The sequence below is a fragment of the Erwinia tracheiphila genome (assembly GCF_021365465.1).
In the GTDB taxonomy this organism is placed as follows: domain Bacteria; phylum Pseudomonadota; class Gammaproteobacteria; order Enterobacterales; family Enterobacteriaceae; genus Erwinia; species Erwinia tracheiphila.
Window position 1 is genome coordinate 17099 of record NZ_CP089932.1, and the last position, 14413, is coordinate 31511.

The 14413-nt window shown below is 52.2% G+C and carries 14 protein-coding genes and 1 pseudogene; 11 read left to right on the top strand and 4 right to left on the bottom strand.

All coding sequences use genetic code 11. From position 1 onward, the window contains the following. The first annotated feature begins 829 nt into the window (after positions 1 to 829). From LU633_RS00090 to LU633_RS00105, 4 genes are all read left to right on the top strand, one after another. Positions 830 to 1591: a hypothetical protein gene (locus LU633_RS00090; RefSeq protein WP_040465790.1), complete on the top strand. Its 762-nt coding sequence runs from the start codon at positions 830 to 832 to the stop codon at positions 1589 to 1591. Between the two features lie 73 nt (positions 1592 to 1664). Continuing rightward, positions 1665 to 2192 carry a CS1 type fimbrial major subunit gene (locus LU633_RS00095; RefSeq protein WP_016192441.1) on the top strand — a complete coding sequence of 176 codons (528 nt, stop codon included), beginning with the start codon at positions 1665 to 1667 and terminating at the stop codon, positions 2190 to 2192. 62 nt (positions 2193 to 2254) lie between these two features. Beyond that, entirely contained in the window at positions 2255 to 4684 is a 2430-nt protein-coding gene (locus LU633_RS00100) for a TcfC E-set like domain-containing protein (protein WP_051124405.1), read from the top strand. After that, positions 4684 to 5952 carry a hypothetical protein gene (locus LU633_RS00105; RefSeq protein WP_040465776.1) on the top strand — a complete coding sequence of 423 codons (1269 nt, stop codon included), beginning with the start codon at positions 4684 to 4686 and terminating at the stop codon, positions 5950 to 5952. Before LU633_RS00100 ends, LU633_RS00105 begins: the two co-directional genes overlap by 1 nt. An 88-nt stretch (positions 5953 to 6040) precedes the next feature. On the opposite strand, the gene asnC is transcribed toward LU633_RS00105, so the two are convergent. The 4 genes and pseudogenes from asnC to LU633_RS00125 all read right to left on the bottom strand — a co-directional run bounded on the left by asnC (position 6041) and on the right by LU633_RS00125 (position 10006). After that, complete coding sequence (gene asnC / locus LU633_RS00110; RefSeq protein WP_016192443.1) at positions 6041 to 6502, bottom strand: transcriptional regulator AsnC; 462 nt, start codon at positions 6500 to 6502, stop codon at positions 6041 to 6043. A 120-nt stretch (positions 6503 to 6622) separates the two neighbouring features. After that, positions 6623 to 8488, bottom strand: a pseudogene (ovoA, locus tag LU633_RS00115) (5-histidylcysteine sulfoxide synthase); the annotation flags it as partial. 154 nt (positions 8489 to 8642) lie between these two features. Further along, a complete protein-coding gene (locus tag LU633_RS00120; RefSeq protein ID WP_046371879.1) occupies positions 8643 to 9857 on the bottom strand; it encodes an IS91 family transposase in 1215 nt (404 codons plus the stop codon). Between the two features lie 8 nt (positions 9858 to 9865). After that, entirely contained in the window at positions 9866 to 10006 is a 141-nt protein-coding gene (locus tag LU633_RS00125; RefSeq protein WP_161796965.1) for a hypothetical protein, read from the bottom strand. 557 nt (positions 10007 to 10563) lie between these two features. Here LU633_RS00125 and LU633_RS00130 point away from each other — a divergent pair. Genes LU633_RS00130 through LU633_RS00160 form a run of 7 tightly spaced genes read left to right on the top strand, consistent with a single transcriptional unit; the run spans position 10564 to position 14412 of the window. Continuing rightward, a complete protein-coding gene (locus tag LU633_RS00130; protein WP_016191770.1) occupies positions 10564 to 11031 on the top strand; it encodes an HI1506-related protein in 468 nt (155 codons plus the stop codon). Then, positions 11028 to 11480: a gp436 family protein gene (locus LU633_RS00135; RefSeq protein ID WP_016191771.1), complete on the top strand. Its 453-nt coding sequence runs from the start codon at positions 11028 to 11030 to the stop codon at positions 11478 to 11480. Before LU633_RS00130 ends, LU633_RS00135 begins: the two co-directional genes overlap by 4 nt. 1 nt (position 11481) lies before the next feature. Next, positions 11482 to 12048: a DUF1834 family protein gene (locus LU633_RS00140; protein WP_016191772.1), complete on the top strand. Its 567-nt coding sequence runs from the start codon at positions 11482 to 11484 to the stop codon at positions 12046 to 12048. After that, entirely contained in the window at positions 12041 to 12220 is a 180-nt protein-coding gene (locus LU633_RS00145) for a DUF2635 domain-containing protein (RefSeq protein WP_016191773.1), read from the top strand. The genes LU633_RS00140 and LU633_RS00145 overlap by 8 nt, the downstream gene beginning before the upstream one ends. Beyond that, positions 12220 to 13686 carry a phage tail sheath subtilisin-like domain-containing protein gene (locus LU633_RS00150; RefSeq protein WP_016191774.1) on the top strand — a complete coding sequence of 489 codons (1467 nt, stop codon included), beginning with the start codon at positions 12220 to 12222 and terminating at the stop codon, positions 13684 to 13686. Before LU633_RS00145 ends, LU633_RS00150 begins: the two co-directional genes overlap by 1 nt. 9 nt (positions 13687 to 13695) lie before the next feature. Beyond that, positions 13696 to 14055 carry a phage tail tube protein gene (locus tag LU633_RS00155; protein ID WP_016191775.1) on the top strand — a complete coding sequence of 120 codons (360 nt, stop codon included), beginning with the start codon at positions 13696 to 13698 and terminating at the stop codon, positions 14053 to 14055. Between the two features lie 3 nt (positions 14056 to 14058). Further along, on the top strand, positions 14059 to 14412 hold the full coding sequence (locus LU633_RS00160) for a phage tail assembly protein (RefSeq protein WP_016191776.1): 354 nt from the start codon (positions 14059 to 14061) through the stop codon (positions 14410 to 14412). The last annotated feature ends 1 nt before the right edge of the window (position 14413 follow it).

The following is a 14413-nucleotide window of genomic DNA, read 5'->3' on the forward strand; positions in this document are numbered from 1 at the left end:
GAAAACGCTTAGGATATCCGGGTATAGCGCGTCGGGACGAGGGCGTGGGTTTACGCTTTCTGGGGGCTTTGCTACGGGCCATGTGAATGATTTCCTGAGAAATTAACATACCGCAGAGTATAAAGCTGTGAGCCGGTCATGAACACCCTCGGAACGGCAGAGCCGTGACGCTCGCCCTGTAAGGGCGCTATGTTCGGTGAGGTTGTCCCACCTAACGGTGCTCTGTAACGCACCCCATAAAAAATGTGCCGTGGGAAACATACGGTGAAGCACTGACTAATAATGAAACGGTAAGTTTAAAAATAATGTCAGGTCTGTTTTGCCCCAAATTAAGATATTTTGAGTATAAAATAAAGATATCTGGAAACTACGAATAAACCAATGTTAAACGACTAAGGTGAAAAATATGTTTAAAGATTGTTTTTTTATCATTTTCTGAAACGGGTATTGTATCTTTTTTTATCATTAATAATAGTAAGTTGTATTTTTCTTTTTTGAACGACTCCACTATTAATTTTTTTAACATTAATTAAAGGTGTTTTTGGAGGTTATTGACCTTTTGAGATTATAAGGGCATTATGTCGATAAAGTATATTAATGACTCATTCTTATTTGTAGGTTAGTTAAATTTTCGATTTATAACATAATAGCTTAATTTATTTAAATTGGTACTGTTCTGATATTTAAGCTCAGAAAACATTCTGTGAAAATAACATGCTGTTTTTCATCCAGGTAAAGGATTATGAGTTTATTCGTACTATCCAATTACACAGTTATCTCAGGTCCATCATTTTCATGATTGGAAAGAGATAAAACGATGAGAAATTATATGAATTATCTTAAAAAAATGTTAATTAGTATCGGCGTATTATGTTCAGCACTGATGAGCAGTTTGCCTGCCATTGCAACACCGATAATTGGTATTGGTAGCATGTATGATGTTCTTACGCCTGGCATGCAGAGTCTCACTAAACGTATTTATAATACGGGTGATTCAACAGCATTTGTTCGCGTCGAACTGCTTGAAATACATCCCGGTGACAAAGACAGGCCGGAGGAAAGGCCGCAAAAAGAGGTCACCGGTAACAAACTGGAACAGGACCGGCTTATTGTCACGCCACAGCGCCTGATTATTCCTCCCGCAGGGTTCCAGTCCGTACGTATTCTTTGGCCCGGCGAACGTGATAAAGAGAAATATTTCCGTGTTCGATTTACCCCTGTTATGCCAGAGGCGGATGACAATTTTGGCCTGGATAAAAATACTATTAATGATTATCAAAAAAATACGCTTCATGCCGGTCTTAATGTGCTTACCGGCTATGGTTCGGTGGTGATTATTCAGCCGGAAAAACCATTATTTAATACAGTAATTGAAAATAATAATTCTGACGTTATTACTATTCATAATAATGGTAGTGCCACCGTATCACTGGATAATATCCGGCAGTGTAGAATGGCAAATACTGATTGCGGAAGTATCACGCGTGAATTTGTCCTGCCGGGCCGAAATAAAAAAATTGATAAAAAGTCTGGATATAAAACCAATTTCACCCTTATTGAAGGAAACGATAAGCGGGTGTTGAACTATTAATAGCTTAAATTTAAGTAGATAGTCTTCAGCTTAAATAATTGTTTATTAACTTTAACTTTAAGGATTCATTTATATGAAGCATCACTTTTCTTTACTGAATAAATCACTGGCTACAGCCATTTTTTCCTGTGTCGTATTGGGTGCCTCGGTCGCTCATGCTGCCGATAGCCAGAGTTATACCATCAATTTAACGGCAAGCGTTCCAGCTGACAACTTCCAGGTTATTCCGGTGGAGAGTGGCTGGATTAACCAGACCCAGGAAATGGGATACGACATTGCAACCAACAGGCTCGAGATATTCGAGAGACAGTTCCAGTATAAAAATACTGCAGGGGCAATTCAGGCGCAGCTTACCGGCAATCTTAATAGCGATGGAAACCCGCAGTTATCTAATGGAACAGACGTGATTCCGCTGGCGGTAACGTTCAATAACCAACTCCTTGGTAATGCTGCTACGCAGGTTGTAGCCGCAGATGCAGCCAAAGCCGGCGGTCGAACCGCGCTGAGGATTGCTCAGGCTGGAAAGGGGGAGCTAAACGTCAATGGTTCTTTCACCGGAAGCGTTGGGCTGATTTTTGAGCCGGTAGTAGCGGCGCCGTAAAGCTGATAACACTGATCCCGTAACCTGTTGGAGGCCGCTGCTGCATTGTGGCGGCTTTTTTTATGAAAAAAAGCCTGCTGGTTTTAACTTTATTACCGCTGATGACCTCTTTGGCTCCCGCGGCGGAGACAACGCTGGCCGCCAATATACGTGGTTTACCTGCCGATTTTAAACGCTATTTTTACGACTCTGAGCTGATTGTTCAGGTTTATCTCAATGATGCGCATCTGTTTGATGCTGCGGTATCGCTTAAAGAAAGTGGTGATGTTGCTCTGTTGCGCACCATTGATGAACAGCAGGAGATCGATCCTGCAACCCGCACGCTGTGGACCCATGTACTGCGTCAGGGGGTTTCCATCGGGAAATGTACGAAAAGCTGTCCCTCCGGCCTGATGGACGTGGAGTACCGGCTCAATAACTCCGTACTGCGGCTTTACACCACACACTATGAAACTTCAAAAATCAAAGGTGCTTATATCAGTATGCCGGATAACACGCCGGGCGGCGTGATTATGTATAACGACCTGTCGGCCACCAATACGGCATCCTCTCGCAGCTGGGGGATAAACTCATCCCTTATCTCTTCATTCGCTGGTTGGAGCCAGAAAGCATCCTTTCAATCTTCCGGTACAGATGGCCGCTACCATTACAGCAGTTCAAGTTTGTACGAGTTGTTTACGCAAAAAGAGCTACAGGGCAGTTTTGTGCGACTGGGCTTTTTCGCGCCAGACAGCGATACCGGGAACGTTCAGACTGCGGGCTTTGGCTATGACACGGTGGCGGGAGCCATGTGGGCAACCTCGGATACGCTTATGGTAAGCACCGACAGCGTCAGTGCCTGGCCTGTTTATGTCACAGGGCGAAACCAGTCAATTGCGGAAGTCTGGCGTGATGGAAGACTGATCCATACGCAGCAGCTACAGGCTGGCGTGCAGGCGCTGGATACCCGTCAGTTGCCGGGTGGCATTTACGATATCACCATCAAAATTATTGAAAACGGACAAACCGTTGATACGCAACAGGCGCAAATTTATAAGCCACAGGGGTGGAGCAATCCCGACAGGCGCTGGCGCATGAATCTGTGGAGCGGCCAATACAGAACCCTGGCGACCGGCAGTGCCCGCCTGCGCGAAGCTACCCCCTTTGCGTTTGGTGGTGGTGTGGATGTGCTGGCACATCCACGTGCCGTTCTGGGGATCAGCGGTGCGGTAACAGAGAGCGATCATCAGCTAAGAACACGAGCTAATATTACATTGACGCAGAATGATACGCTGTTTGCCCAATATACGATGGGCAATACGCAATATCAGTCCAGCGCGGCGACCGATATTCGCTATTACTGTAATATTACCGGCGGCGGTTCAGCCAGCCTGTTCTGGCGTTCGACCACCTCAGATATTTATGGTCATCGCATCTCAAATCATCAGCAGGGGGACACCTGGGGGGCGTCACTGTCTTTACGGCTGCCCTGGTCAACCTCGCTTATCGCCACTGGGCAATATATGGATACCGCATGGCGTCAGGGATTTGCCAGCGATGTCGCGGTCACCACGCTGGCGAGATTGTCGGGACGCGATATGAACGTCAGGGTCAGCGGATACGATCGTCCGGGTTTTGATGACCGGGGTCGCGACAGGGGCGTCTCCTTTGGGGTTAGTTTCTCTCTGGCTCCTGCCGCTCGCCATATTATTTCAGCCGAAACCGGCATGAACCAGAATCAGGGCTACTCCAGTCTGAGCTATCAGTGGCAGCCTGCGAACGATAACGGTATCCGCACCCTGGGCGGAGGCGTGTCCTACAGCGCTTCAAACACGGTTATCAGCGGTAATGCCGCCGTAGATACGCGGTATATCAGTGGGGATGGCTATTTACAGCACAATACGCAGGGAAGCGCTAACACCGCCGGTGGAAACCTTAACCAGGTACTGGTATTCGGTGGTGGCAAGGTGGCTTCGGTTAATGGCAACAACAGTCGCAGTATGGAATCCGCGCTGATTGTTGATGTGGATGCGGACGATAACAACACGGGCGTTGTGGCGTCCGGCAGCATGACCGAAACGCGGCTGAAGGCAGGACGAAATATCGTTCCGGCAGAATTGTGGAAAAAAGACACGGTGCAGTTCAGCGTCAGCGGCGGTGAAAACGTGCAGGTCTTTCCGGCGCATGACAGCGTGCAAATGCGCCGGGGAAGCGTAAAGTACATTAAGGTGAGAGCGGTCAAGACCCTCACCATTGTAGGAATGTTGCAGGACGAGGGTGGCAACGTGTTGAAAAATCGCTATGTCAGCAGCGATGTCTCCGGCGGCGTAATCAACCCTGAGGGCGTGCTGACGCTGGACTCGGGCGTGGGCAACAAAAAACTGGTTGTCAGGGCGGAAAAGGAGCAGCCCGGTTTGCAGTGCGCGCTACCGACTGATATGGACAGCGGTAAAAAAGTGCAGTTTATCAGCGCGGTGAAATGCCGGGCGGCCACGGTGGGAGAAAATCGGTGATGATTTTGATAAAACGTTTGCTGGTGGCTTCGCTGCTGCTGATGGGAAGCCTGTCGGCGACGGCAGTAACAATGGATATTACGGCGAGCTTTACGCCGACGATGGATAACCCGGAAAATAATGCTTTTATCAATACCACGCCGCAGAGTGGCTACTGTACGGGTAATCCACCACGCCCTCAGGAGTGTTTGGATAATGGCGTTTTTAGCATAGCAACTCATCTTGAACTCACCTCATCTAAGGGCTTAACGACAGAAGATCAACCCAGGGACAGCCTTTTTTTTAAATGGCCTAACACATTCAGAGAAATACAAGTCACAAATATCATCACCAGTGATACGTCTAAAGTACGTTTTCGGGTGAGTAGTTTCAGCGCTAACTACAGGAGCACTGTCAGCGGGGCCAATAACTGGATGACCGGAAATTTCACATTGCGCCCGCAGGGAGGGTGTACCTCAGCTGGCGAAGGCTGGGTATACAATTCCTGGACTACGTGGATTTGGCGACTAGTTTCTGGTGAAGGTTGTTACAATATAACGACAATTGAACGTCCACAAGGAAGCGATAATTTCATTTATGGGGTAGATGGAATAAGTATCGGCTATGTCCTTGAAACCCCGAACCCTCTAACGTTAGATGCGGGGATTTACAAGGGAAGTATAAGTTTTGTTGTTGGCCCTGGAGGGGATATAGACTTTGGTGATAACTTTCAGGCCAATGATAATCACCTCACCGTTAACTTCACCCTCTCCGTCAACCACGAACTGAAGCTGACCACAGCAGCAAGCGATCAAAAAGTGTCCCTTCAACCCTGCACGACGGGTACCCGCTGCACGGAAGAGCAGGGAAAAGCCAACTGGGAGCGTTGGATGATCACCCGCATCACGCCGCAGCTAACCGGCAGAAGCAACTTCCGGCTGTCCAGCTCGGGGGCCTTTACGGTTTACCTGCAGTGCGAGCAGCAGAGCGGTACAGACTGCGGCCTGAAAAGCGACAGCGATCCCTCGCAGGTGGTCCCCGTACAAAGCCTGCTCACCTTACCGGACAATATTGTGGATGCAAACACCGGGGCTGTGGTGTCTAAAAGGCGGCTGGCGGTGGAGCGCGATCTGACGAGGAACGTATTTTCGACGAAAAACTATGGAGAAAACAAAGCGGGCAGCATAGATTTTCTGGTCAGCCAGCGCGATGTGGACACCATGCTGAAAACGCGGCCTGATACTTATCGAGGTGCGGTGACGGTGATTTTTGACCCGCAGATCTATTGAATGTAGGGAAAGCAATGTGGAAAACTGCGCCTGAAGGTAAGCAAAATACGTCGTCGAAACGCCGCGAGATTGCAGGATGTGTGACGGTTCAGGGCTTAATGGTGCGCAGAATCGGATTTTGTAGAGAAATCAGCGTTTCTGTCGACTGGATCTCATCAATGGTCTGGATCTTGTTAATCAGCACCTGCTGTAGCGCATCAATTGAGCGGCACATCACCTTGATGAAAATGCTGTAATGGCCAGTGGTGTAATAGGCTTCCACCACTTCATCCAGGCTTTCAAGGCGCGCCAGCGCGGCAGGATAATCTTTGGCGCTTTTTAGAATAATGCCGATAAAACAACACACGTCATAGCCAAGCTGTCGGGGATCGATCTCCACTCGCGTGCCTTTAATAATGCCCGCCTGCCTCATTTTCTCCACGCGCACATGGATAGTGCCGGGGCTGACGTTAAACTGCTTCGCCAGCTCGGCATAGGCGGTGCGCGCATTGGCCAGCAGGGCATTAAGAATACCGCGGTCGAGATCGTCGGGTTGCAGATTGTCTACCATATCGCTTTCTTAATTGACCTTTTCATTATTGATGAGCGTTAAATGTGCAGGAAATTAATCAGACAGGCAATCTCATTATGGATTAAACAGCGGATGCCGGACGGCACCCGCTGACGGGGATTAACGCTTACGCCAGATAGTCAACTGCGCCATGGTATGCTGATATTTTCGCGCGGTCTCACGGATAACAAAAGGAACATCCTGAGGTGCGGCAATCTCTTCAAAATCAGTGGCCAGCAGGCGTTGCAATGCCTGATAAGTGGTCAGTGCTTCACCGTTTTCACGCAGACCGCCCAGCCAGTTTTCTTTCGGCGTGAACGCTTCCAGCCAGGTATAGGGTGATGAAAGCAGCAGAATGCCACCGCTATTGATCATGCTGGTAATATCCTGCAAAAACCGCATCGGTTGGCGCAGGCGGTCAATCAGGTTAGCCGCCAGCACCAGGTCATAACCATCCTGCTGTGGTTTCAGATTACAGGCATCCCCCTGCACAAATTGAATGCGGCTGGCCTGCTCTGCGCCCAGTGCAAAATCCTTCAGCCGAACCTGACGATACTCAACCAAATCGCCCTCTTCCTGCGTCACATAGCGGAAATTTTCACCGCTGGTCAGCTGCAGCGCCACGTCAATAAAGCGCGCCGAGTAATCCATGCCAACCACTTTTTCGAAGTGGCGGGCCAGCTCGAAACTGGCGCGCCCGGTGGCACAGCCGATATCCAGTGCGCGTCCGCGTTTGTCGGTCATCCGGCAGGCAATCTCCACCAGCGCGGTGGCATAGTTAGCGATACCGAAGTATTCCGGTCCGTACTGGAAATCCAGATATTGCGACACCATGCTGTCGGTTTCATAAGGATTAAGCGACATCGTTTCCTGATGGCTGGAAACGACATAGCGGAAGCCCGCATGCTGGAAGAAATGCAGACGGAACGCATAACGTGATGATTTCAGGGTTTCATTGCCGGTGGAAATCCAGCTTCCACCCTTAATCAGCGTATGCTTGCCGTCAAAGGTCGGCGTGGAAAAATCATCATACAAAGGATGTACTTTAAACCCTTCCAGACCATTAATGGGCGTGGTAGTCCACTGCCAGACATTGCCGACCACATCAAAAAACGCACCGTGCGCAAAGCGATCCACCGGACAGGATGACGCCCACCACGCCAGATTAATGTTACCCGGCGTCTGTGCATCGCGTTCGCCCGGCAGTTGCTCGCATAGCAGCAGCCATTCTGCTTCGCTGGGTAGCTGAACAGATTTTCCGGTTTCTTCTGCTTTCCAGCGACAAAAAGCGGCCGCTTCCAGCTGATTGACCTCGACCGGCCAGTCCCATGGCATCGCTATTTCTTCCGTCATCAGACGCAGTTTTAACTGGTCAGGCTGATTAACCGTACCAACCCAAAATGTCGGCTGGGTTGTTTTGGCGAAATTGCGCCAGCCTGCTCCTTCTTCATCCCACCAGCGATCATCCTGGTAGCCGCCTGCGGCGATAAACTCAAAATACTCCGCATTGCTGGTCAGCATCTGGCTGGCTTTAAAAGGCTTTATCTCGCTAACCAGCGTGCCGTATTCGTTATCCCAGCCGTAGGTATCGTCGGTTTTGCCCTGGGTTACGCGGCCGCCTTCAACCGCAATCAGTCGATTGGCGGGCACCAGAGCACGATCATGACGGGCTTCAGGACAGGCTGGCCAGTGTGGTTGCGTTTTTACCCATTTCAGCGGCAGCTGGCGAATTAGCACGCTGGACGTTTCCAGATGAATACGCTCATGCTCTATCCCCATAAGGATCACCCATGCCGGGCTGTCCCAGCCAATCGGCAGAGTAAGCGGCATCTCTTTAATAAAGGTTTCCACTCGCTGGCGCACTTTACCGCGATAATCGCGCAGTTCGGCCAGCGTCGGCCACGGATAGTGGCTGGTATCCAAATCGTCCCAGCTCATCTCGTCCACGCCTATCGCCATCATCGCTTCTATCCTGGCATCAATACGTTCATGGTTAGGAAACTGAATCATCGTTTTAAAAATTTCCTGACCATGAGCAGCAGTGTCTGTAATGCAGTAATGATGTGCCATCGGGAACGTTATGGTCATAAAATGGCATTTGCGGCGCGTTTTTAACCTGAAAGCTGTTTTTCAGACGCACTTATCCCGCAGTCTGTGCCAGAAGCCATCGTTTCCGGTCGATGTTATGCAGTCTTTCTGCCACCAACTCCGACGCGTGCCTCCCGGCCTGCGCACTGCTGAAGCGCAGTCGGTTGCCGCACAGAATGCATTTGTACGGATCCGTGCGCAGAAATTCTTTCATCAGCGCGGCGAAGCCGGGCTTCTCCGGTTTTTTCCGCGCTTCCATCTCCAGGGCTTCATACACCTTCGGCAGCAGGCTACCCCGTTTACGGTTTGATAAAAAACCGTAATAACGCACCATCTTAAAATGCTTCGCCGGGATATGGCTGATATAACGTCCGATCATATCTTCCTGCGTCAGCGTCTGCTGCCGGTACTGCTGCGTACGGTGGTCGTAATAGTGGTGCACCACCGCGCCGCCGCTGTAGTGCCTCAGCTTCGCCGCCGACACGGGGGGCCGTTTCAGGTACCGGCCCAGATATTTGACGCTCCGCCAGGCCCCCCGGGTCTTCTTCGCGAAGTGGACCTTCCAGCGGCGCCCGTACTGCGCCTGCAGATAGCGCAGCCACTGTTTTTTGTCGTGGATATGCCCCAGCCCCGGCAGCCTGCCGGGGTTAATCAGGTCATAGCTGTGGCGCAGCAGCCGGATGACGGCTCCGCGCCAGATTTCCTCCACGGCATGCTTTTTAAAGAAGAGGTCGCGCCATACGCCGTGTTTAATATCAAGCCCGCCGCGGGTGACGGAGAGATGAATGTGGGGATGCTGGTTGAGCTGGCGACCGTAGGTGTGCAGGGCGCAGAAGATACCGACTTCCACACCCTGTTTTCTGGCCCAGCGGAGCATGGCGCGGGTGGCTGCGCGGAACAGGGCATTGAGCAGAGGCCAGTTATTGTTGAAAAAGGGCCACAGCAGATGGGGCATGGTGAAGGTGATATGCTGCCAGTCGCAGTCGGGCAGAATTTGCTGTTGCTCTGTAATCCACTGCTCCGTGGCCTTATGTCCGCAGGAGCTGCAGCCTTTTGATTTACAGGTCTGGCAGAAGAAGCGGGTGTGGGTGCAGTCCGGGGAGGCGCAGCAGTATCGCTTCACCCCCATGGCAGCAGTGCCGCAGGCGAGCATGCGCTCGACGCAGAGTACGGTCCAGGGGCTGAGGGTGTCCCCGTGTTTATCCATATACCGGTTCCAGGCGTCATCAGTGGTGAACAGCAGTTTTGCCGGGCGCGGGATATACATGCGGCGGATTATCGCTCTGCAGTGGCACCGGTATTATAGTGCCAGTCGTCACAGTCATCGGCCCAGTTGTCGGTGTGTTTATCCCAGGGAGCGAAGGTCACCGGCAGCATGCCGGATTCTGTGGCGATAATAAACACATCGGCTGGCATGGACTCAAGGACGACATCGCCGTCGGGTGAGTCAGGCGGCTCAAAGCCGCGGATGATGCAGACGAGAGGCGGGTCGAAGTGTGTATCGAGGAAAAACTGTGGCCCCAGGTGGACACAGTGACGAATGGCATCCTGCGGAGTGTCGTAAAAAACTCGTCGGGGTCGTCATAATCGCTCCGGGGCGGAATGGACACCAGAAAACGCTTAGGATATCCGGGTATAGCGCGTCGGGACGAGGGCGTGGGTTTACGCTTTCTGGGGGCTTTGCTACGGGCCATGTGAATGATTTCCTGAGAAATTAACATACCGCAGAGTATAAAGCTGTGAGCCGGTCATGAACACCCTCGGAACGGCAGAGCCGTGACGCTCGCCCTGTAAGGGCGCTATGTTCAGCGTGAACTCACTATCGACAGCGACGGTGGCACGGTCAGCAATGAAATGAAAGGCCGTCTGGAACTGATCGTGGGCGACTACCTGTAAGCCCGGGACGTTTTTTTATCTCCCTTTAAACAGGGTGTGAATCCTGTTTAAACCTCAGCCAAAGGAAAGTGAATGTCATGCCAAATCAGAATGCAAATATGGAATATGTCGATATGGTCGGCATTAGCGTGGTCAATACGGCACATGACGGGTATCGCCGGGCGGGTTTTGTTTTCGCCCGGGGTGACAATATTTTACCGCCGGTCACTGCGCAGCAATGGCAGACCCTGGCCGATGACCCGCGTCTGTCTGTCACGATTATTTCGGCAGCTACGGATGATTTGCCGTCGCGGGGGCTGGGTAATACCCCGTTATCTGACGCGGTAGACGACAACGCTCTGAAACCCGGTGATCCACAGTCAGTCAAACCCACCCGTGCCGAGCTGCTGCTGGGGGCGGTAATGTGCTCAGAGCTGGAGTCAGATCCGCTGATTTTCTGGACCAAAAGCGGCAGTCCCCGTCTGGAACACTGGCGATCAATTGTGGGTGACGATCTGACGGCAGAAGAAATCACTCAGGCACTGGACGGAGGTTCACAACCATGAGTTACGCCACCCTGACCGACCTGTACAGCCGTTACAGCACGGATGCTCTGCATACTCTGGTGGATGCCAAAATTGCTGACTGGCACCAGCTGGATGCTGCGGAACTTACTACCGCACGGAAACAGTTACTACAGATCGCTCTGGATGATGCATCGGCCACCATTGATGGCTATATCGACAGCCGGGCAACCCTGCCGTTAAGAACCGTTCCACAGGTGCTGATCAGGGTGGCGTGTGTGCTGGCCCGCGTTGCCCTCGAAGACGGTGCGGCCACGGAAAAAGCAACCAAAGACAATGAAGATGTGTTGCGACTGCTGGAAAAAGTCGCCACCGGTGATATCAGCCTTGGCCTCAGTAAGGAGGCAGAACGGCCTGACGGTGGTGATGTCGCCATGATGAGCAGTGCGGGCAGTGTCTTCAGTCGCAGCAAATCCAGGGGGTTTATCTGATATGACGATCCCATCTTCTGTTACGACTGAAATCTCTGACGCGCTGCTTGCAGGGATCAGACATCTGTTTGCCAGTACCCTGCGCAGAGTAGATACGCACCCGGGCCAGTGGAGTGACAGCGCGGTGAAAACCATTATCAACACCGCCCCAGCCGTTTATGTCGCCTGGCTGGGTGGGCGTCCTGGCACGGTACGGCAGACGATGGTCAGTACCTGGGGAATATTTATCAGTGCTCAGGTACTGAATGGCCGTACCAGTGATTCGCCCGGTATTTATCAAATCGTTGAGCGCCTGACCGCCTGGCTACACGGGAGACGCCTTGCCCCGGCAGGTCGCTTTATGCTGACTCAGGCGGGCAATCTGTGGAGTGATATCCAGAGTGCGGGCGGCGTGGCGGTCTACGGCCTGTATTTTGAAGCACCACAGCAATTGCCGGATGCGCCTGACCTCAATGACGATGATATCGGTGACTACACCACCCACTACCAGAAATGGGCTGTACCTGTCGGTACACCGGAGCAGGAGGCGCTGATTTCTCTCCCTGTCCAGGATAAACCACATGACTGAGTTATATATCAAACCGGTCCCCGGGCTGACAGTTCGGGACCCTGATACTTACGAACCACTGGCTGTCAATGGCGAAAAGAAACCGTGTACCGGCTTCTGGTTGCGCAGGCTGAAGGATGGCGACGTGGTTGCAGTTACGGCTGGCACATCAAAGAAAGGAGCCGATAAATAATGGCGATTTCATTCCAGGATATCCCGGACAATATTCGTGTCCCCCTCTGTTATATTGAGTTTGATAACAGTGCGGCAGTAAAAGGTACTCCTCAGACGCTGCACAAAACGCTGCTGCTGGGTCTGCGCCTCAATACCGGCAGCGTCCCGGCAGGTCAGCCGTTTCGTATCACCTCAGCCAGTGCTGCCGAATCGGCATTTGGTCGGGGGTCAATGTTATCCACGATGGCCGGTGCTTTTATTAAGGCCAATACCTACAGCGATCTGTGGGCTGTTGCCGTTGATGACGATGAGAACGGCATCAGGGCAACCGGAACCGTTACGCTGTCAGGCCCCTGCAAAACATCAGGTCAGATTGCATTGATGATAGCCGGAACCTCTGTGCGGGTGACTGCACTGGCCGGGGACACTGCCACCGCTATGGCCCGGAAAATTGCCGCCGCCGTCAATGCTCTCAAAACACTGCCGGTAACGGCCACTTCAGCAGAGGACAAAGTGACGCTGACCGCCAGGTGGAGCGGCGTAACCGGCAATGATATTGATATCCGGGTGAACTATTACGACGGCGATATGCTGCCAGCCGGGGTCGGATGTACCTGTAGCGTCATGACCGGCGGTGTGGGTAATCCTGACCTGTCTGATGCCATCGCCGCTTTTGGCGATACATGGTGGAATTACCTGGTGAACCCGTTCACCGATACAGCCAACCTTGACCTGCTCAAACTGGAGCTGGTGAACCGCTGGGGGCCACTGCGCCAGATTGATGGTCAGTGCTTTATGGGATTCAGGGGCACCCATGCCGCCACCAGTACCTTTGGTATCCGGCGCAATGATTACCTGTTTTCGACCACCGGCACCGGTCTGGTGCCACAGCCCCCGTATATCTGGGCCGCAACCGTAGCCGGTGCAGCCGTCGCTTCCCTGAGCACTGACCCGGCACGACCTTTGCAAACCCTGCAACTGCCCGGATTGTTGCCACCCACCATAGGTGAACGCTGGGCGTTGAATGAACGTAATGTGCTGCTCTATGACGGCATTTCAACCTACAGCGTGGCGGCGGGCAATGTGGTGCAGATTGAACGGCTTATCACCATGTACCGTGAAAACAGCTTTGGCGATACTGACCCGAGTTATCTTGATGTGGAAACCATCGCCACCCTGTCATATCTGCGCTATTCCACCCGCACCCGCATCACACAAAAGTTCCCCCGCCATAAGCTGGCCAGCGACGGTATCCGGGTCAGCCCCGGACAAGCCATCGTGACCCCGGCAGTGGTTAAAACGGAGCTGCTTGCCCTGTTTACCGAACATGAGTGGGCAGGGCTGGTTGAAGGATTTGATGACTACAAAGCCACGCTGATCGTTGAGCGTGACGAAAATGACCGTAACCGACTTAACGTGCGTGACAACCCTGACCTGGTGAATCAGTTCAGAATATACGCGCACGCTATTCAGTTTATTTTGTAAGGACAACAGATGACCAGTCCATATCAGTATACCGGGGTGGCCTACGTCCGCCTGAACGGTAAGGAATACCCGACCAAAGAGGGGGCCACCCTGACACCGGGTGGCATCAGTCGCCAGCCTGTGGTGGGTGCCCGCGTCTACGGCTGGCAGGGAAAGCCGAGGGAGGCCAAACTCAGTTGCACCATTCCACAGGGGCCGGGGATCTCTCTTTTTTATATCAATAATCTCACCGATGTAACTGTCGAGTTTGAAAGCGATACCGGCGAACGGTTTCTGATGGCCAATGCCTGGAGTACAGGCGAATCCACATTAACGGATTCGGGTGATATCGCAGCGGCTTTTGATGCCATTGAATGCAGGGAAATTTAAGTCATGCAAATCCAGCTGATACACGGTCTGTGCTATGGCCAGGGCGATGATATGGTCAGGCAGTTTGACGTCGAGTTAAGGGAGCTGAATGCCGGTGACCTGATTGAAGCAGAACAGGCCAGCGAAAAAATGGTAATGACCCCGAAGGGTCCGGCGCTGCTCTCCAGCCCGGCCATGATGGGTTATGAAATGGTTCGTCGCAGCATTGCACGTATTGGTGTCATTCAGGGGCCACTGTCGATGGCGCTGCTGAAAACCCTGCATCAGGACGATCTTGAACTGTTGCTGAAGGCAACTAACCTGCAAAGCGATGCTGCCATCACCACGGTAAATCGGGTGACTGACGAGGGGCGATAGT